General features: G+C 66.6%; 13 protein-coding genes and 1 tRNA gene. 7 read left to right on the top strand and 7 right to left on the bottom strand.

Annotated features, from left to right (window positions below; genetic code table 11):
• Window positions 1-13: 13 nt before the first annotated feature.
• Together ABL838_RS14490 and ABL838_RS14485 are read right to left on the bottom strand one after the other, a co-directional pair.
• Window positions 14-2,938 (bottom strand): GH92 family glycosyl hydrolase, encoded by a 2,925-nt coding sequence (locus ABL838_RS14490; protein ID WP_418125722.1) that lies wholly within the window; start codon window positions 2,936-2,938, stop codon window positions 14-16.
• A 101-nt stretch (window positions 2,939-3,039) separates the two neighbouring features.
• Window positions 3,040-5,661 carry a GH92 family glycosyl hydrolase gene (locus ABL838_RS14485; protein WP_418125721.1) on the bottom strand — a complete coding sequence of 874 codons (2,622 nt, stop codon included), beginning with the start codon at window positions 5,659-5,661 and terminating at the stop codon, window positions 3,040-3,042.
• A 251-nt stretch (window positions 5,662-5,912) separates the two neighbouring features.
• Here ABL838_RS14485 and ABL838_RS14480 point away from each other — a divergent pair, with 251 nt between their 5' ends.
• The 7 genes from ABL838_RS14480 to ABL838_RS14450 all read left to right on the top strand — a co-directional run bounded on the left by ABL838_RS14480 (window position 5,913) and on the right by ABL838_RS14450 (window position 13,817).
• Window positions 5,913-6,890 carry a LacI family DNA-binding transcriptional regulator gene (locus ABL838_RS14480; RefSeq protein ID WP_184638165.1) on the top strand — a complete coding sequence of 326 codons (978 nt, stop codon included), beginning with the start codon at window positions 5,913-5,915 and terminating at the stop codon, window positions 6,888-6,890.
• A gap of 506 nt (window positions 6,891-7,396) precedes the next feature.
• Window positions 7,397-8,764, top strand: coding sequence for a carbohydrate porin (locus ABL838_RS14475; RefSeq protein ID WP_418125720.1), 1,368 nt, complete (start codon window positions 7,397-7,399; stop codon window positions 8,762-8,764).
• A gap of 158 nt (window positions 8,765-8,922) precedes the next feature.
• Window positions 8,923-10,179 carry an ABC transporter substrate-binding protein gene (locus tag ABL838_RS14470; protein WP_418125719.1) on the top strand — a complete coding sequence of 419 codons (1,257 nt, stop codon included), beginning with the start codon at window positions 8,923-8,925 and terminating at the stop codon, window positions 10,177-10,179.
• A gap of 27 nt (window positions 10,180-10,206) precedes the next feature.
• Entirely contained in the window at window positions 10,207-11,076 is an 870-nt protein-coding gene (locus ABL838_RS14465; RefSeq protein WP_418125718.1) for a carbohydrate ABC transporter permease, read from the top strand.
• Window positions 11,069-11,920, top strand: coding sequence for a carbohydrate ABC transporter permease (locus tag ABL838_RS14460; RefSeq protein WP_369658240.1), 852 nt, complete (start codon window positions 11,069-11,071; stop codon window positions 11,918-11,920). The genes ABL838_RS14465 and ABL838_RS14460 overlap by 8 nt, the downstream gene beginning before the upstream one ends.
• A gap of 12 nt (window positions 11,921-11,932) precedes the next feature.
• Window positions 11,933-13,075, top strand: coding sequence for an ABC transporter ATP-binding protein (locus ABL838_RS14455; protein ID WP_418125717.1), 1,143 nt, complete (start codon window positions 11,933-11,935; stop codon window positions 13,073-13,075).
• 70 nt (window positions 13,076-13,145) lie between these two features.
• Window positions 13,146-13,817, top strand: coding sequence for a hypothetical protein (locus tag ABL838_RS14450; RefSeq protein WP_418125716.1), 672 nt, complete (start codon window positions 13,146-13,148; stop codon window positions 13,815-13,817).
• Between the two features lie 85 nt (window positions 13,818-13,902).
• Here ABL838_RS14450 and ABL838_RS14445 read toward each other — a convergent pair.
• The 5 genes from ABL838_RS14445 to tolB form a co-directional block, all read right to left on the bottom strand.
• Window positions 13,903-13,978, bottom strand: a tRNA-Lys gene (locus ABL838_RS14445).
• A 50-nt stretch (window positions 13,979-14,028) separates the two neighbouring features.
• Entirely contained in the window at window positions 14,029-14,880 is an 852-nt protein-coding gene (locus ABL838_RS14440; protein ID WP_418125715.1) for a ThiF family adenylyltransferase, read from the bottom strand.
• Between the two features lie 19 nt (window positions 14,881-14,899).
• Window positions 14,900-15,649 carry a tol-pal system protein YbgF gene (gene ybgF, locus ABL838_RS14435; RefSeq protein WP_126019439.1) on the bottom strand — a complete coding sequence of 250 codons (750 nt, stop codon included), beginning with the start codon at window positions 15,647-15,649 and terminating at the stop codon, window positions 14,900-14,902.
• Complete coding sequence (pal, locus tag ABL838_RS14430) at window positions 15,649-16,164, bottom strand: peptidoglycan-associated lipoprotein Pal (RefSeq protein WP_126019437.1); 516 nt, start codon at window positions 16,162-16,164, stop codon at window positions 15,649-15,651. The genes ybgF and pal overlap by 1 nt, the downstream gene beginning before the upstream one ends.
• Window positions 16,165-16,192: 28 nt before the next feature.
• Complete coding sequence (gene tolB / locus ABL838_RS14425; protein ID WP_221297482.1) at window positions 16,193-17,419, bottom strand: Tol-Pal system beta propeller repeat protein TolB; 1,227 nt, start codon at window positions 17,417-17,419, stop codon at window positions 16,193-16,195.
• Window positions 17,420-17,505 lie beyond the last annotated feature (86 nt).

The raw sequence follows: 17,505 nt of genomic DNA, 5'->3' as shown, positions 1-17,505 counted from the left end.
CTGGCTCGGGTCTTCAGTTCAGCGGCGCGGCCAGCAACTCGAATTCCGAGAGGCTGACCGCCCCGCCCCCACCCACTCCTCCCCCGATCTCCAGCCGGTAGGTCGAATAAGCGCCCGGGGTCTTCACGACGAAGGGCCGTACCTGGCGGCGCCAGGCGAACACCTCGCCCTGGCGCGTGTCGAGCGTGGTCCAGTCGATGCCGTCGTTCGAGCCCTTCAGTGTCCAGCCGGCCGGGTCCTGCCCGGTCTTGCTGCTGGAGGTGAGCGTGTAGATCGCCACCTTGCGCGCCGTACCGGCCGTGCTGCCCTGGATCCACGCCGCGCCGGCACCACTGCTCCATTCCGTGAGCGAGGTCCGGTCGTTCAGGTTCTTCAGCCCGGTCGTATTGCTCGCGGTCGTGGAGAAGGCCGAGGTTGGCAGCAGCGACTGCAAGGGCGAAGGCCTGGCAGCGTCCTTGGTGACGGACGAAGGCGCATCGTCGTCGCCAGTGCCCCATGACGACGGGTTCGGCCCCATCTGGAACTCCAGCGTCGCGCCCTCCACCAGTTCGGCGTGCGTCAGGTAGGTGCGCGTGATGCTCGCGCCGTTGAGCTTCAGCCCCTGCACGTAGCGATTGGTGCTGCTCACGCCGGGTGCGCTGATGGTGATGGCGCGCGGCTCGCCCTTCGCGTTGGGCACCAGCACGCTCATCTTCGGAAAGTAAGGCGCACCGATCGTGTACTCGGGCCGTCCCGTGGAGGCCGGATAGAAGCCCATGGCGCTGAGCACGTACCAGGCCGACATCTCGCCGTTGTCCTCGTCGCCCATGTAGCCGTCGCCGTTCGGCACGCCGTTCTTGTCCAAACCCGAGAAGTAGAGCTTGTCCATCACGTCGCGCAGGTACTTCTGGCCGGAGGCCGGGCTTCCGGCGTGGCTGTACATGTAGATCGTGTGGTGCACCGGCTGGTTGGAGTGCTGGTACTGCCCGACGCCTGCCAACGCGTCCACGTCGTAGGCCGACTTGATCTCGGGCTTGATGCCGGTGTGCGAGCCGTTCGGATCGGTGCCGTCGTAGCCGAGGCCCGGCCTGGTCGTGAAGAAGGCATCCAGCTTCGTCCTGAGCGCGGCGCGGCCGCCGTAGAGGTTGGCCAGGCCCCGGCCGTCCTGCGGCGTGGCGAAGGCGTAGGTCCAGGCGTTGCCCTCGGTGTAGCCGTAGTACCAGGCCATCGGGTTCGGCGCGCCGCCGCCGAAGGCGCCGCCCGTGCTCTTCTGGCGGAACCAGCCGCCGGCCCAGGTGCCGGTGGAGGCGCCGTCGAAGATGTTGGCGTAGCCGGTCGCGCTGTTGGCGAAGTAGGCTGCGTCGTCGGTCTTGCCCAGCGCCTTCGCCATCTGGCTCACGCCGAAGTCGTTCAGGTAACCCTCGAGCGACCACGACACCGACTCGTCGTAGACCGTCGAGTAGCCGTAGAACGGCGTCTTCTCCATTCCCTTGCGGCCGCGGTCGCTGTTGGGGCTGTAGACGGACGCGTTCTTCAGCATCGAGTCGTAGGCGGCGTTGACGTCGAAGTTGCGCACGCCCTTCAGGTAGGCGTCGGCAAGGATGATGTCGGAATTGGTGCCCACCATCATGTCGGCATAGCCCGGGCTGGCCCAGCGCGTGGTCCAGCCACCGTCCTTGTAGCCGTTGACGAAGCCGTCGAGCATCTCGCCGGTCTGCTGCGGAAAGAGCAGCGTGTACAGCGGCCAGGTGGTGCGGTAGGTGTCCCAGAAGCCGTTGTTGACCCACAGCTTGCCGGGCCGCACCGTCATCGGGCTCACGTAGGGGTTCAGGTACGACGGCGCGCCGTTCACGTTCTCCCAGGCCGAGTTGGGGTACAGGAAGGCCCGGTACATGTTGGAGTACAGGATGGTCTTCTGGTCCTCCGTCGCGCCCTCGACCTGGATGGTGTTGAGCCTGTCGTTCCAGGCCTCCTTGGCCGCGCCCAGCACGTCGTCGAAGGACCTGGCGCCGATCTCCTGCACGAGGTTGGCCTTGGCCTGCTCCACGCTGATGAAGGAGGTACCGACCTTCAGGCCCACCGCCTGCCTGCCCGCGGAGGCGGTGTCGAAGCTCAGCCATGTCGGGAACGAGGCCGCGCCCGAGGCCTTCACCGGTGCGTCGGCCACCGCGTGGAAGTACATGCGCGGCGAGCCCTGGTCGGTGTAGCCCGAGACCGTGCCGTTGGCTGCGTCGACGTTCAGCGAACCCGACACGCCCTTGAACATGTCGAACACCACCGCCAGCGATGGCTGGTTCGCGGCGGCGGTGAAGCGGAAGTACGCCGCGTGGTCGGTGGGGGTGATCTCGGTGCGGGTGCCGTTGTCGAAGGTCACGCTGTAGTAGTGCGCATGCGCCACTTCGTTCCCGTGGCTGAACTTCTCGCCGCGCGTGGCCTTGTCGAGCACCGGATTGCCAGCGCTGTCGGTCTGCGTGACCGGCATGAACTGCAGCGACTGGCGGTTGCCCATCCACGGGCTGGCCTCGTGGACCGCCGCGAAGGCGAAGATGCGGTCCAGCGGCTTGGTGTCGTTCTCGTCCTCGAAGAAGGTGTAGAAGAAATCGTTGCCCATGTAGCCGTCATAGGGCTTGGTGTTGCTCCAGCCCGAGCTCTCGTCATCGGGGTCGATGCGGTTGACCGGCGACCACATCGTGAAGCCGAAGGGCACGGCCGTGGCCGGGAAGGTGTTGCCACGCGAATAGCCGTCGTAGATGTAGGCGTTGGAGTGGGAGCCGCGCAGCGTGTTGACATAGTTCGCGAGGTCCTGCTTCTCGCGGGACGGGGCGCTCCCGCTCGTGCCGCCCGTGGTGACGGTGGTGGCGGTGGTGTTGCCCGCGCCTGTGCTGCCGTTGCCATCGCCTCCATTGCTTCCGGCGACCTGCTGCTGATCGCCGGGTGCTCCGCCCTGCGGCGACGGCACCGGGAAGCCCCCGCCGGGGCCGCCTCCGCACCCCCACAGTGCTGCCGCAACAACCCATGCGGCAGCCCGGGCAGCCCTGCCCGCGAACCGTGCCGGGGCGCTCACATCGCACCCGCGGAGGTTGCCTTGGTGTAGTCCGCGGCTGGTCCCGAGGGCGGCGTCAGCGACGGATCGGAAGCCCAGTCGGTGGGCGTCGTCGACAGCTTGAAGGAGAGCGTTCCGCCGTCCTTGATCCTGTCGAGCGGCAGCCACGAGCCCGCGTAGGTCGTGCCGTTGAGCTTCATCTCGCCGATGTAGCGCACGTTGTCGATGAGCGCCTGCCGGTCGGCCTCGATGCGCAGCTTCTTCCCGTTGCCCAGCCAGAGGGTCATGCCCGAGAACTGCGGCGTGGACACGGCCAGTCCGGGGGCAGAAGGAATCACCGGATACAGCCCCATCGAAGCCCACACAAACCAGCCCGAGGTCGCGCCCATGTCGTCGTTGCCAGGCAGTCCGCCCGAGCCGAGGCTGAAGTTCTTGCGAAGGATGACCGGGATGACGTACTGCGCGTATTTGGCGGAGCCGATCCAGTTGTAGGCCCACGGCGTCTGGAAGGCGGGTTCGTTGCCGATGTAGTAGTTGTCGGAACTCTCCCCGCCGTTCAGGTCCTGCCCGCTGGGCTCGGTGCCGTTGAAGGCATCGGCGGTATCGAGCGAGAACAGGCTGGCGAGCCGGTCGAGCGTGCCCTTCTGGCCTCCGAGCTTCTGCGCGAGACGGGTCCAGTCGTAGGCGAAGGTCCAGAGGTAGTTGGCTTCGGTCGATTCATGGAACACGCCGCCGGCCCAGTCGCCCGCCGCGGTCTTCGACTTCAGCGTCTTGCTCGTGTCGTCGAAGATGTTCTGCCAGTTGCCCGCGCGCCTGAACACCGTGTCGATCACGCTCTTGTCGGTGGCACGGGTGGCGGGCAGCGCATCGAGGAAGGCACCGACGGAGCGGTCGGTGGTGATGGCCTCCAGCGTTGTCGACGAGGGGTTGTCGTAGCCCCTGTCGGAGGGAATCCAGCCGAGGCTCATGTAGTCGGCCAGGCTGTCGCCGGGCTTGCCGATGGAGAACTTGTCGTTGCACTGGCCCCTGGGGTTGGTGACGGCCTGCAGCATGTACTTGCGCGCCGTGTCGAGGTCGAACTTGCGTGCGCCGAACATGTAGGAACCCGCGACGACCGTGGGCGCGTGGTCGCCGTTCATCGGCGTGGTGTCTTCGCTGCCGTCCACCCAGTGCGGGAAGGCGCCGCACTGCTGCGCGTCGGCCACCAGCGACTGCATCATGTCGCTGGCCTCGTCGGGCGCGATCATGGCGAGCAACTGGGCCTGGCTGCGGTAGGTGTCCCACATCGAGAAGCCGCTGTAGTGCGTCTTGTAGCTCGCGTCCTTGCCGTCAAGCTTGAACTTGTAGTTCGCGACGTTCTCGGTGGCCCTCGCCGGCAGCACGTTGTTGGACTGCGAGAGGTCGGCCTGCTTCATGCTGCGGTAGTCGCCGTTGACGTCGCTGTAGACGGTCGGCCCGCTGTAGACGCGGTAGAGCGCGGTGTAGAACTTCGCGAGCTGGCTGGTCGCGTCGTCCTTCTTGCCGGCATCGAGCTTGTCGAGCGCGCCGGTCCTGGCGAGGTCGAGCTGCACGACGTTGAGCCGGCTGTTCCAGTTGCTGTCGGCCGTGGCCTTGACGGTGTCGAAGGAGGCGTCGAGGTTCTCGGCCTCGAGGTTGGCCTTCGCGTTGGCTACGCTCACCGAGGAGATGCCGACCCTGAGCTGCACCGAGAGGTCGTTGTCCTTCAGGTCGAACTGCAGCTGCGCGGCCTTGCCCGAGATGGCCGAGCCGGCTTTCAGCGGCTTGTCGAAGCTCGCGTAGTAGTAGACGGGCTGCTTCCAGGTGCCGCCGCAGAATTCGTTGGCAACCGCCGTGCCCGACACCGACCTGAGATCGGCGCCCAGCGCGATGTCGGTCAGGCCACTGTAGGGCACGCCGCTCTGGTTGGGGTTGTTGCGCGCGGAGTCGATGACGAGAAAGGCCTTGTCCTTGTCCGCGTAGCTGAACCTTGCCATGCCGGTGCGCGTGGTCGCCGTCAGCTCGCTGGTGATGCCGTTGTTGAACTTCACCCTGTAGTAGCCGGGGCTGGCCGACTGGTTGGCCTTCGTGTAGACAAGGCCGCCCGAGGGAATGCCGCCGCCGGCGTTGTTCGGCAGGATAGCCACCGCGCCCTGCCCCCTGCAGCCCGGGCCGTTGAGATGGGTCATGCTGAAGTAGCGGATGGCGTTGTCGCCGTCGTAGTAGCCGCCGGAGCCGTAGCCCCAGGGCGAGCCGCTGCCGCGCGTGTCGGGCCCGAAGCTCACCATGCCGAAGGGCGTCTGCGCGCCGGGGTTGACGTTGCCGGAGTGGCCGCTGCCGGTGTCGGAGATCTTCGTTCCGACGAACAGGTTGACGTACTGCGTGAGCGGGATGTCGATGCGTTTTTCCTGCACCGGCACGGTCGGCGTCGACGCACCCGCATCGGGGCCAGGGCTCGTGCCCGAGGCGACGGTGCCGGGGTCGGAACCGTTCGCGGCCGGAGGAGCCGTGGCCGTCCCGCCTGCCGCCGTCGGCAGGGGCATCGAGTAGCCACCCGAACCACCGCCGCCGCAGCCCCAAAGCAGCGACGCACCGATCACGCTCGCGGCCAGGGTCCTGCCGCATGCGAGCTTCTTTTCCATGTTGTCTGTCTCCCTGGTTGTCTGTACATCGCTCACGGTCGGAGCGCCGGACGGCCGCAGTGTAGGTACGGCCGCGGCCGCGGCGGTCTTGTGATTTCCCGAACGAAACATGGCGTTGGCAGGGAAACAAATCAGCGCGCTTCCCCTTCCAGGCAAAGGCTTCGCGCGTGCAGCAGTGCCTCGACAAGGCCGCGCCGCCAACCCCAAAATGGCGCCCTTTCTCACCGCGACAGCTCATCCCAAGGAGATCCATGCCCGTAACCATCCGCGATGTGGCCGAGGCCTCCGGCGTCTCCATCAGCACCGTATCGCGCGCATTGAAGAACCAGCGCGGCCTCTCCGACGAGACGCGCCGCATGATCCGCCAGGTGGCACGCGACATCGGCTACAACGCGGCGCGACTGCGCGGCGCCAAGGCCAGGCAGCTGGCCTTCATGGTGCACAGGCAGCACAGCCACTTCTCGACCAACCCCTTCTTCTCCGACGTACTGCATGGCGTGGAGGAGGCGTGCCGCAGGTTCGGCATCGTGCCCACGCTGCTGACCTGCGGGCCCACCGATCCGATACGCGAGCAGCTGCGCATGCACGAGCCCGACATGATCCTCGCGGCCGGCTACTTCGAGAGCGAGGTGCTGCAGATGGTGGCGGGGCTGGAGCTGCCGATCGCGCTCATCGACTTCTCGCAGGGCGACCTGCCCTCGGTGAACCCCGACAACGCGGTGGGCGGCTACATGGCCACGCGCCACCTGCTGGACATCGGCCGCAAGCGCGTCGCGTACATCGCGGGCTCGCTGGCGCATGTGAGCATCCTCGAGCGCGCGCAGGGCTACCGCCGCGCGCTCTTCGAGGCCGGCATCCTCGCCGACCCCGAGCTCGAAGTGGTGGCGCCCACGGGGCAACTGCACGACCTGGGCGCATCGGCCGCGATGCAGCAGCTGCTTCGGCTGCGCAGGCCGCCCGACGCGGTGTTCGCGTACAACGACGCGGCGGCGCTCGCCGCATTGCGCACTTGCAGGCAGGCGGGCCTCTCGGTGCCGGGCGATATCGCCATCGTCGGCTTCGACGACACACTCGCCGCGGCGCAGTCCGATCCGCCCATCACCACGCTGCGCGTGGACCGCCAGGAACTCGGCCGCTTCGGTGTCGAGCTGGTGCTGCAGGGCTCCTCGATGCCCCGGCTCAACACGCTGCCCGTCGAGCTGATCGTGCGCGCGAGCACGAGCGGCTGAAGCGCTTTTCTTCCGCCACAGCAGGCTCTTCACCCCGGCGCTTTTTGCGCTGCCAACGCTGTGTTTCGTCCGGGAAATCACAAGATCGCCGCGCGAAACCCCGCTCCTACACTGCGTGCCGTCACACGTCGGGCCCCCTCGGGAAGCCGGCCTTCCGACAAAGAGCGACACGGCAAACGCAGCACAACAAGAGGAGACACAGCACATGGCAGCGACCTGCATGCACGACCGGCAAATGCCTGAACGCAGGCCTCATTGCCGCATCGCCGTGCGTCACTTCTTTCGCGAACGCCCTGTGCCGTGCGCCCGCCCTGCCTGTCGCCCGATGAAGCGATAGCGCCTCCCTCGCTCCCTCTCTCCCCCTTTCCGTTCGAACGCGTCTGAACGCGACACGCCGGTTTCGACCGGTGCGGGACCGCTTTTGCCCAAAGCGGCCGGACGGCCTTTTTTCTCTTTTTTCCCGCTTCTTTCACGCCTTCACAACAACCCTGACCAAGGAGACTCCCGTGAGACCCAAGCTGAACCGAATCACCGCCGCGGCCGTCGTGCTGCTCGCCGGCTTGCACGGCCTGGCGCATGCCCAGACTGCGGAGACACCGACGGACGCACCGCCCGAGGCGGCGGTTAAGTCCGACCCCACCAAGGACTTCGTCAAGAAGGTCAATGAGGCCACCGGCCTGGAGTTCTGGGGCTACGGCCGCGGCGGCTTCTACAGCGCCGGCAACGGCAAGCCCAAGGGCGGCTACTCGCTGGGCGGCGACCTGCAGAAGTACCGCCTGGGCAACGAGGGCGACAACTACCTCGAGTTCGGCATCGGCAAGCGCTTCGACCTGGGCGACGGCATCAAGTGGGGCGTGTTCTACATGCCCACGATCTACAACGGCAAGAGCGGCACGGCGCAGGCGTACTTCTCGCTCAGCGGCATCTTCGGCAACAGCGCCACGCTGTGGGCCGGCCAGCGCTACCACCGCGTGCAGGACGTGCACATCGTCGACAAGTGGGTGGTGGAGGACGGCGACAACTACGGCGCCGGCATCGACGACATTCCGCTGGGCGGCCTCGGGCGGCTGAACGTGGCGGTGCACACGGCCGACTCGGTCGACAACAGAAGCGGCAACCCCAACAACGCCAAGCGCATCAACGTGCAGTGGCGCGACATTCCGACCAACCCGGACGGCAAGCTCACCGTCACGGGCGGGCTGATCTCGGGCAACTTCGCCAAGGGCAAGGACGGCGGCGCGCTGGGCCTGATGCATGTGCAGAAGAACTTCCTGACGCCGGGGCTGAACAACATCTTCATTGCGCAGGCCTCCAACGGGCATTCGTCGCTCAGCGGCAAGTTCTACAACCTGGACAACAGCACGACGACCACCGGCTTCCTGCTGCCGGCGGGCATCGGCCAGTCGGACAGCTTCTTCTTCGCGCCGCTGGTGGAGCGCACGGTGATCACGCCGCAGGCGGGCGCGAAGCAGCGGCGCATCCTGGACTCGATGGACTTCCAGATCGGGCGCTTCGGCGGCCAGACGCTGATCGGCTACCAGACCACGCGCCCCGACGACGGCCCCGAGACGCGCGACTTCACGCTGGGCGGGCGCGTGTCCTACGGCATCGCCAAGTACACGAAGCTGCTGGCCGAGCTGGGCACGACGCGCCGCAGCATCGACGGCCAGCCCAGGCAGACGCTGAACAAGGGCACGATCGCCGTGGCCTTCTCGCCGAACACCGACTTCTGGACCCGGCCCGAATTCCGCATCTACGCCACGCGCGCCAGCTGGAACAAGGCCGCGGCCGACGCCAACGCAGGCACCTTCGGCGCCAACGGGCGGCGCAGCGCCACCGTGTTCGGCATCCAGATGGAAGCCTGGTGGGAGTGAACCAGGCAATGGCGATCCCGCACACGCTCCTGGCGGCGCTCTTGTTGCGCTCGCAACGCTGTGTTTCGTCCGGGAAATCACAGCGCGCGGCCCCGGAGGGGCTGCCTAAACTGCCGCCGGCTCCGGCATCCAACACTGCAATGAGAAGAGACAAGCACATGAAAACCTCATCCCGATTCACCGCAGCCGCCCTCAGCCTCGCCATGGGCAGCGGCGCCGCCATGGCCCAGCAACAGCAGAGCGTGGAAGTCCTGCACTGGTGGACCTCCGGCGGCGAGGCCGGCGCGCTCAACGTGCTCAAGGGCAACCTCGAGAAACAGGGCGTCAAGTGGAACGACATGCCCGTGGCCGGCGGCAGCGGCGAGGCCGCGATGACCGCGCTGCGGGCACGCGTGACCGCGGGCAACCCGCCCACGGCCTCGCAGATGCTGGGCTTCGACATCCTCGACTGGGGCAAGCAGGGCGTGGTGGCCGACCTCAACGCGCTCGCCCAGAAAGGCGGCTGGGACAAGGTGGTGCCGCCCGCGCTGCAGAAGTTCTCGAAGTACAACGGCAAGTGGATCGCCGCGCCGGTCAACATCCATTCGACCAACTGGGTGTGGGCCAACCAGGCGGTGCTGGCCAAGGCCGGCGTGACGGCCGAGCCCAGGACATGGGACGAGTTCATCGCCGCCGCCGAGAAGGTGCAGAAGGCCGGCTTCGTCGCCATCGCCCATGGCGGCCAGCCGTGGCAGGACGCGACGCTGTTCGAGAGCGTGGCGCTCTCCACGGGCGGCATCGACTACTACCGCAAGGTCTTCATCGAGCTCGACGGCAAGACCATCGGCTCGCCCACCACCGAGAAGGTGTTCCAGCGCATGGGCCAGCTGCGCAAGCTGGTCGACAAGGACTTCTCGGGACGCGACTGGAACGTGGCCTCCGGCATGGTGATCGGCGGCAAGGCCGGCTTCCAGGTGATGGGCGACTGGGCCAAGGGCGAGTTCGTCAACGCCAGGCAGGTGCCGGGCAAGGACTTCGCCTGCTTCCGCTTCCCGGGCACGCAGGGCGTGGTCACCTTCAACACCGACCAGTTCGTGATGTTCAAGATGAAGGACGCCGACAAGGAGGCCGCGCAGCAGAAGCTGGCCGCCGCGATCATGGAGCCGGGCTTCCAGTCGGCCTTCAACGTGGTGAAGGGCTCGGCGCCCGCGCGCACGGACGTGCCGGACACGGCCTTCGACGCCTGCGGCAAGAAGGCCATCAAGGACGTGGCCGAGGCCAGCGCGGGCAACACGCTGGTGGGCTCGATGGCGCACGGCCACGCGGTGCCCGCGTCGATCAAGAACGCGTTCTACGACGTGATCACCCGGCACTTCAACGGCCAGCTGGACGACAGGAAAGCCGTCGCGGCACTGGTGTCGGCGGCGAAGAACTGAAGACCTCACCGACGCCTGCTGCCGCCCTTGAAATCCAACCTGCTCCCCCGGCTCCTGCTGAGCCCCAGCGCCCTGCTCGTGCTGGTCTGCGTGTACGGCTACATCATGTTCACGGTGTACCTGTCGTTCACGACGTCGACCATGCTGCCCACCGCCGAGTGGGCGGGCACGGCGAACTACGAACGCCTGCTCGGCCTGGAGAACTGGGAGGTGTCGCTGCACAACCTCGCGGTGTTCGCCAGCCTCTACATCGTCATTGCGATGGTGCTGGGGCTGGCGCTGGCGATACTCATCGACCAGAAGATCCGCGCCGAGGGCGTGCTGCGCTCCATCTTCCTCTACCCGATGGCGCTCTCGCTCATCGTCACCGGCACGGCCTGGAAATGGCTGCTCGACCCCGGCGTGGGCCTGGAGCACACGCTGCAGAGCCTGGGCTGGAGCAGCTTCGCCTTCGGCTGGATCAAGGACGGCGACATGGCCATCTACTGCGTGGTCATCGCCGCCGTGTGGCAGACCTCCGGCTTCGTGATGGCGATGTTCCTGGCCGGGCTGCGTGGCGTGGACAGCGAGCAGATCAGCGCCGCGCGCGTCGACGGCGCGCGCACCTGGCAGATCTACGCGCGCATCGTCATTCCGCAGCTGGGGCCGGTGTTCGTCTCGGCCTTCGTGATCCTGGCGCACATGGCGATCAAGTCCTACGACCTGGTGATCGCGCTGACCAACGGCGGGCCCGGGCGCTCGACCTGGCTGCCTTCGGTCTTCATGTACCAGTACACCTTCGCGCGCAACGAGATGGCCGTGGGCGCGGCGAGCTCGGTGCTGATGCTGCTGGCGATCAGCGTCGTGGTGGTGCCCTATCTGCTGCGCGAGATGCGGGGAGCGAAGAACAATGGCTGAGCGGAGCCTGCGCATCGCGCTCTACGCGCTCCTGGCCGTGATGGCGCTGGTGTTCCTGATGCCGGTGTACGTGATGGTCGTCAACTCGCTGAAGCCGCTGGAGGAGATCCGCAACGGCAACCTGATGACGCTGCCGGTGGACTGGACCCTCGCGCCCTGGCGCGCCGCCTGGAGCACAGCGCAGATCGGCGTGCAGCCCACCGGGCTGAAGCCCTACTTCATCAACTCGTTCCTGCTGGTTGTGCCGGGCGTGGTGCTGTCGACGCTGATCGGCGCGGTGAACGGCTACATCCTCACGCAGTTCAGGGTGCGCGGCGCGCACCTGCTGTTCGCGGCGATGCTGTTCTCGGTGTTCATCCCGTTCCAGATCGTGCTGATCCCGATGGCCAAGACGCTGGGCCTGCTGGGCATCGCGGGCACGGTGACGGGGCTGGTCTTCGTCAACACGGTGTACGGCATCGGCTTCACCACCCTCTTCTTCCGCAACTACTACGCGGCCTTTCCGCAGGAGCTGGTGCGCTCGGCGCGCATGGACGGCGCGGGCTTCTTCGGCGTGCTGTGGCGCATCCTGCTGCCCAACAGCACGCCGATCATCGTGGTGACGGTGATCTGGCAGTTCACCAACATCTGGAACGAGTTCCTCTTCGGGGCCTCGTTCAGCGACTACAGCTCTTTCCCCATCACCGTGGCGCTGAACAACCTCGTCAACAGCTCCACGGGGGTCAAGGAATACAACGTGCACTTCGCGGGCGCCTTCATCGCGGCGCTGCCGACGCTCATCGTGTACCTGGTCTCCGGCAAGTATTTCGTGCGCGGCCTCATGGCCGGCTCGGTCAAAGGTTAGTTGGGTAGGTGAATGGCTTCTCTGGACTTGATTGGCATCCGCAAGAGCTTCGGCCCCGTGCACATCCTGCACGACATCTCCATCGCGCTGGAAGACGGCGAATTCCTCGTGCTCGTCGGCCCTTCGGGCTGCGGCAAGAGCACGCTGATGAACATCATCGCGGGGCTGGAAGAGCCCAGCGAAGGCCGGCTGCAGCTCAACGGGAGCGACATCACGCACGCCGCGCCGGCGGAACGCAACATCTCGATGGTGTTCCAGTCGTATGCGCTCTACCCCAACATGACGGTGGCGAAGAACATCGAGTTTCCGCTGGAGATGCGCAAGGTCGACAAGGCCACCCGCGCCGAGCGCGTGAAGAAGGTGGGCGAGCTGCTGCAGATCGGCCACCTGATGGACCGCAAGCCGCGCCAGCTCTCCGGCGGCCAGCGCCAGCGCGTGGCCATCGGGCGCGCGCTGGCGCGCGAGCCGCAGCTCTACCTGTTCGACGAGCCCTTGTCCAACCTCGACGCCCAGCTCAGGCTGGACATGCGCACCGAGATCAAGAAGCTGCATCAGCGCCTGAACGCCACCATCGTTTATGTCACCCACGACCAGATCGAGGCCATGACGTTGGCCACGCGCATCGCGGTGATGAAGGGCGGCGTGCTGCAGCAACTGGGCACGCCGCACGAGGTCTACAACCGGCCGGCCAATACCTTCGTGGCCAGCTTCATGGGATCGCCGCGCATGAATCTGCTGCGCATGAATCTGCTGCGCATGCGGATGGCGAGCGAGCGGCATGGGGAGCTGCGGCTGGTGGCTGCGGATGGTGGTGCCGGGGAAACGGCGATCAATCTGCCGGCGGAGGTGTTGGCGGCTGTGCCGCAGGCGGTCTGCGCTGGGCAGGATGTCATCGTCGGGTTGCGCGCCGAGGCGGTGAGCCTCGTTGCTTCGGATGCGGTGCCCCGTCCCTCGCAGTGCCATCTGGAAGCGCGCGTGCAGGTGGTCGAGCCGACCGGGGCGGACACGCTGGTGCTGCTGGACATCGACGGGCATGACTTCACGGCGCGGCTGGCGCCGGATGTGACGTTGACGGCCGGAGCGCGGGCGCGGTTTTCGGTCGATCTGTCGAAGGTGGTTTTCTTCGATGTGGAGAGCGAAGAGCTGATTGCGTAGGTGAAAGCCGAGTGCTTGCCGGGCCAGGCGACCGCTCTGCGGGAGCCTTCAACGCAGATACTACGGCCCCATGAGCACCGAAGACGAACACGATCCGATGCGCGAACGCCGGGAGGCCATGGCCGCCTGGGAGCGCAGCTTGCGACAGCCCCAACCGGAACGTCGCCTGGGGCTGTGGCTGGTTGTGGGCGTTGTGGTGGTGTTCGTGTTCTACCTGCTGGCCGAGTGGCTGCTGACCCAGCCTGTCGGACCGCGTTCCATCCCGATGCCCTCGTCTGCCACACCGCCGTCGGCGAGCAATCGTCCTGCACCTACGGCGCCGCCTTCGCTTCCCCAGGAAAGAACGACGACACAGGACACCTTCGAGGTCACGAAGTGCCTCACGCCTTCCGGCAAGGCAGCGTACTCCGACGGACCGTGTCCCGAAGGCTCACGCGCCACGACGGTGCGCCTGCGGCGCGACGTGAACGTCGCCGATGGGATGAGTCCGCAGGAGCGCGAGGCATCGCGGCGGAACAACGCGGTCATCGCGGCGCAACAGCAGGAATACGAGCGACAGGTGGCGCAGAACGTCGATCAAGGTTTCGCCGATGAGTGCAGCGGACTTGCCGAGCGCATCAAGTGGCTGGACGCACTTGGGAGGCAGCCGCAAGGCATGTACACCCAGGATTGGCAGCGTGCCGAACGGCACCGCACGCGGGACAGGCAGTTCAGGCTGGGGTGTCCTCAGCAGCGGCCTTGAACACATGTCGCAGGGCAAGGCGTATTGGAGCGGCCAAGAAAAAATCCTCGCGTGCACAAGGCAGGCGAGGATTTCGAAGAAGGTCTGGTAGGACGTACTGGATTCGAACCAGTGACCAACGGATTAAAAGTCCGCTGCTCTACCAACTGAGCTAACGTCCCGGAACCATTTTTCTGTTCTTTGCCGAAGTGATATCCGGCAAAGCCAAAGATTATAGCGCGACGTTGGACGCGATTTTGTCCAGAACCCAACCTGCCGCACATTGGCCGAAAGTCGCGGTCACGCTGACCACCGATCCGTAGCCATGGCAGTTGAGCGTGCCGTCCCCGCTCTCGATGGCGCACGAGGCGTCCGGCGGAGCCACGCTTTCGCGGCTGAAGACGCAGGCGACGCCGATCTTGCGGCCCTCGCGCGGGGCGCCATGCTCCTTGCGCAGGCGCTGGCGCAGCTGGGCCAGCAGCGGGTCGTGCGTGACCAGCGACAGGTCCTCGATGTCCACCTTGTGTGCCTGCCGCTTGCCCCCTGCCGCGCCCACCGTGATGAACGCAGCGCGCGAAGCACGGGCCCATGCCGCCATCGCCACCTTGGCCTTCACCTGGTCGCAGGCGTCGATGACGGCCGTTGCCGGCCCGTTCACAGCCTGCGCGGCCTCGAGCAGCGAAAGCCAGTTGCCGGGCTCGACGAAATCGTCGATGGCCTGCACCTTGCACTCGGGGTTGATCTGGGCGATGCGCTCGCGCATCGCCTCGACCTTGGCCTGCCCGACGGTCGCGTCGAGGGCATGGATCTGGCGGTTGATGTTCGACTCCGACACGTGGTCGAGGTCGATCATGGTCAGGCGCCCCACTCCGCTGCGCGCCAGGGCCTCGACCGCCCACGAGCCCACGCCGCCGATGCCGACGACCAGCACGTGCGCATCGCGGATGCGCGCTGCGCCGGCCACGCCGTAGAGCCGCTCGAGCCCGCCGAAGCGGCGCGCAAAGTCAGGCGCCGCGGTGTCTGTGACGACGTCCGCGGCGGCTGTGGGAGGAGTGAGAGATGCGGTAGCGATGATGGCGCTCAAGCGGAATGCTCCGCCCGCATCAGCGCAGGCGCGAGAGACGCTCGCGGCCGGCCTGCGCGGCTTCGGATTGCGGATAGGCCTTGGTCAGGTCTTCCAGCGTACGGCGCGCGGCGCGCGTGTCCTTCAGCTCGATCTGGCAGTTCGCGATCGACAGCACGGCCTCGGGAGCCTTGGCATGGTCGGGCGCGAGCGAGAGCATGGAGCGGAAGTTCGCGATGGCCTCGTTGTAGTTGCGCGTGGCGTACTGCGCGTTGCCAAGCCAGAAGAGTGCCGAGGCGTTGTAGCCGCTTTGCGGGTAGCGCTTGACGAATTCGGCGAACGCGGTCTGCGCCTGCGCGAACTGGCCCGAGCGGAACACGCCGAGGGCAGCCTCGAAGTCGGCCTTCTCCTTGGGATCGGCGGTGAACTCGCGGCCGTCCACCGACACCTTCGAGGGCTCGCTCTGCTTGAGCTTGTCGTCGATGGTGGTCTGGCGCGACTGCATTTCGCTCAGCGTGCGCGTGAGCTGCTCGTTCTGGCCGGTCATTCGGGCCAGATCGCCACGCATCTGCTCGATCTGGTTCTGCAGGTCGAGCAGGCTGCGACGCAGCTGGCCGTTCTCGTCGGTGAGCCGCTGGTCGGTCTGCTGGCGCATGGCCTCGACGCGCTGGCGCAGGTCGAGGATGGCGCGGCGAGCCTCGTCATCCTCGAACAGCGCGGCCTGCGAGGCCGCCGAGACGCAGAGCAAGGCGGCGGCCAGCGCCGCGCCTCGCAGTAGGGCGCGTGGCATCACCGGGTGTAGCGGATTTCGGCGCGGCGGTTCTGCGCCCAGACTTCCTCACCCGAGCCGGTCACGGCCGGCTTTTCCTTGCCGAAGCTCACGGCTTCGATCTGGTTGTCGTTCACGCCCAGCAGGGTCAGTGCGCGACGCACGGCTTCGGAACGCTTCTGGCCGAGGGCCAGGTTGTACTCGCGGCCGCCGCGCTCGTCGGTGTGGCCTTCGATCGAGATGCGGCGCTGCGGGTTGGCCTTGAGGAAGCGGGCATGGCCGTCGATCAGCGACTGGAACTCGGGCTTGACCGTGTAGCTGTCGTAGTCGAAATAGACGATGCGCTCGACGCCCACCGGGCCTTGCGCGGTGCCCGCGGTCGGGTCGATGGTGACAGGTGCCACGGTGCTGGCGCCCTGCTGGCCGCCAGCCGTGCCCGAGCGGTCGGTCACCGGCGTTTCGTTGAGCTTGGTGCCCGACGAGCAACCGGCGATGAGAGCCACGATGGCCAGCGAATAGAGCGTACGTTTCAACATTTTTTCAAACTCCTCAAATAAACCTTGGTCATTGCTTTTGGAACGGACCCCAGTCCGGTTCCCTGATGTCTCCCGCCTGTCCCGCCAGTCGTGCCTTTATTTTTCCATCGAGCGTGGTCGTCATCAGGGCTTCGCGGCCCTGGAGCTGGGTGGCGTAGACGATCAGCTTGCTGTTCGGAGCAAAACTCGGACTTTCGTCCGCGGAGGTGTCGGTGATCGCGCTGACGTTGCCGGTTGCCAACTCCATCACATGGAGTTTGAAGGCGCCGCCCACTCGCGAGATGTAGGCCAACCACCGGCCATCGCCGCTGACAGATGGAGAGATGTTGTAGGTGCCGCTGAAGGTCACCCGCGTGGGGCTGCCGCCGCCGGCGCTCATCTTGTAGATCTGGGGAGCGCCGCCGCGGTCGCTCACGAAATAGATCGTGCTGCCGTCGGCCGAGTACACCGGCTCGGTGTCGATGCTGGAGCTCTGCGTCAGGCGGCGCGGTTCGCCGCCGCTGGCGGGAATGGAGAAGAGCTGCGAACCGCCGTCGCGGCTGAGCGTGACGGCCAGCGAGTTGCCGTCGGGTGCCCAGGCCGGGGCGCTGTTGGAGCCCTTGAAGTTGGCAAGCAGGCGGCGCTGGCCGGTGGCCACGTTGTGCACGTACACGACGGGCTTGCGCGACTCGAAGGACACGTACGCGAGCTGCTGGCCATTGGACGACCAGCACGGCGAGATGATCGGCTCGGGACTGGCGAGCGCGGCCTGCGCGTTCTCGCCGTCGGCGTCGGCCACCCACAGCGAGTAGCGGCTGCCGCCCTTGGTGACGTAGGCGATGCGGGTCGAGAAGATGCCCTTTTCGCCGGTCAGCTTCTCGTAAACGTAGTCGGCGATGCGATGCGATGCCAGCCGCAGGTCGCCCTGGGGAACGGTGTAGCTCTGGCCGCCGAGGTCCTGGCCCTTCACCACGTCCCACAGGCGGAAGCGCACGTCGAAGCGGCCGTCGGCCAGACGGGTGACGCTGCCCGCCACGAGCGAATCGGCGGTGCGCTGGCGCCACAGCGAAAGATCGGGGCGCGATGCCTCGTCGAGGGCCTGCCCCGAGGCATCGACGCCGCGGAACTGGCCGCTGCGCTCCAGGTCGGCCTGGACGATGTCGGAGATCTTCTGCGGGGAGGATTCCTGCCCCTTGAATGGAACGAGCGCGATCGGCAGCTGCGTGAGCCCCACACCGGAAACCTCGACCCGGAACTGGGCCAGAGCGGGAATCATGGGGGTGGCAGCGAGAGCCGCGATGACGGTGCGGCGTGCAAATAGCGATGAAGAAGGAGTTGGAATTTGGGCTGGCAACGGCTTGT

It is taken from the genome of Variovorax sp. 160MFSha2.1 (assembly GCF_048305075.1).
Classification (GTDB): domain Bacteria; phylum Pseudomonadota; class Gammaproteobacteria; order Burkholderiales; family Burkholderiaceae_C; genus Variovorax; species Variovorax guangxiensis.
The sequence above is the reverse complement of the archived record's forward strand: the minus strand, read 5'-3'. Positions and strand labels throughout refer to the sequence as shown.

Coding starts and splice junctions, on each gene's coding strand:
- ABL838_RS14485 (WP_418125721.1), bottom strand. CDS start 5,661: ATGGAAAAGAAGCTCGCATGCGGCAGGACCCTGGCCGCGAGCGTGATC.
- ABL838_RS14480 (WP_184638165.1), top strand. CDS start 5,913: ATGCCCGTAACCATCCGCGATGTGGCCGAGGCCTCCGGCGTCTCCATC.
- ABL838_RS14470 (WP_418125719.1), top strand. CDS start 8,923: ATGAAAACCTCATCCCGATTCACCGCAGCCGCCCTCAGCCTCGCCATG.
- ABL838_RS14460 (WP_369658240.1), top strand. CDS start 11,069: ATGGCTGAGCGGAGCCTGCGCATCGCGCTCTACGCGCTCCTGGCCGTG.
- ABL838_RS14455 (WP_418125717.1), top strand. CDS start 11,933: ATGGCTTCTCTGGACTTGATTGGCATCCGCAAGAGCTTCGGCCCCGTG.
- ABL838_RS14450 (WP_418125716.1), top strand. CDS start 13,146: ATGAGCACCGAAGACGAACACGATCCGATGCGCGAACGCCGGGAGGCC.
- ybgF (WP_126019439.1), bottom strand. CDS start 15,649: ATGCCACGCGCCCTACTGCGAGGCGCGGCGCTGGCCGCCGCCTTGCTC.
- pal (WP_126019437.1), bottom strand. CDS start 16,164: ATGTTGAAACGTACGCTCTATTCGCTGGCCATCGTGGCTCTCATCGCC.
- tolB (WP_221297482.1), bottom strand. CDS start 17,419: ATGATTCCCGCTCTGGCCCAGTTCCGGGTCGAGGTTTCCGGTGTGGGG.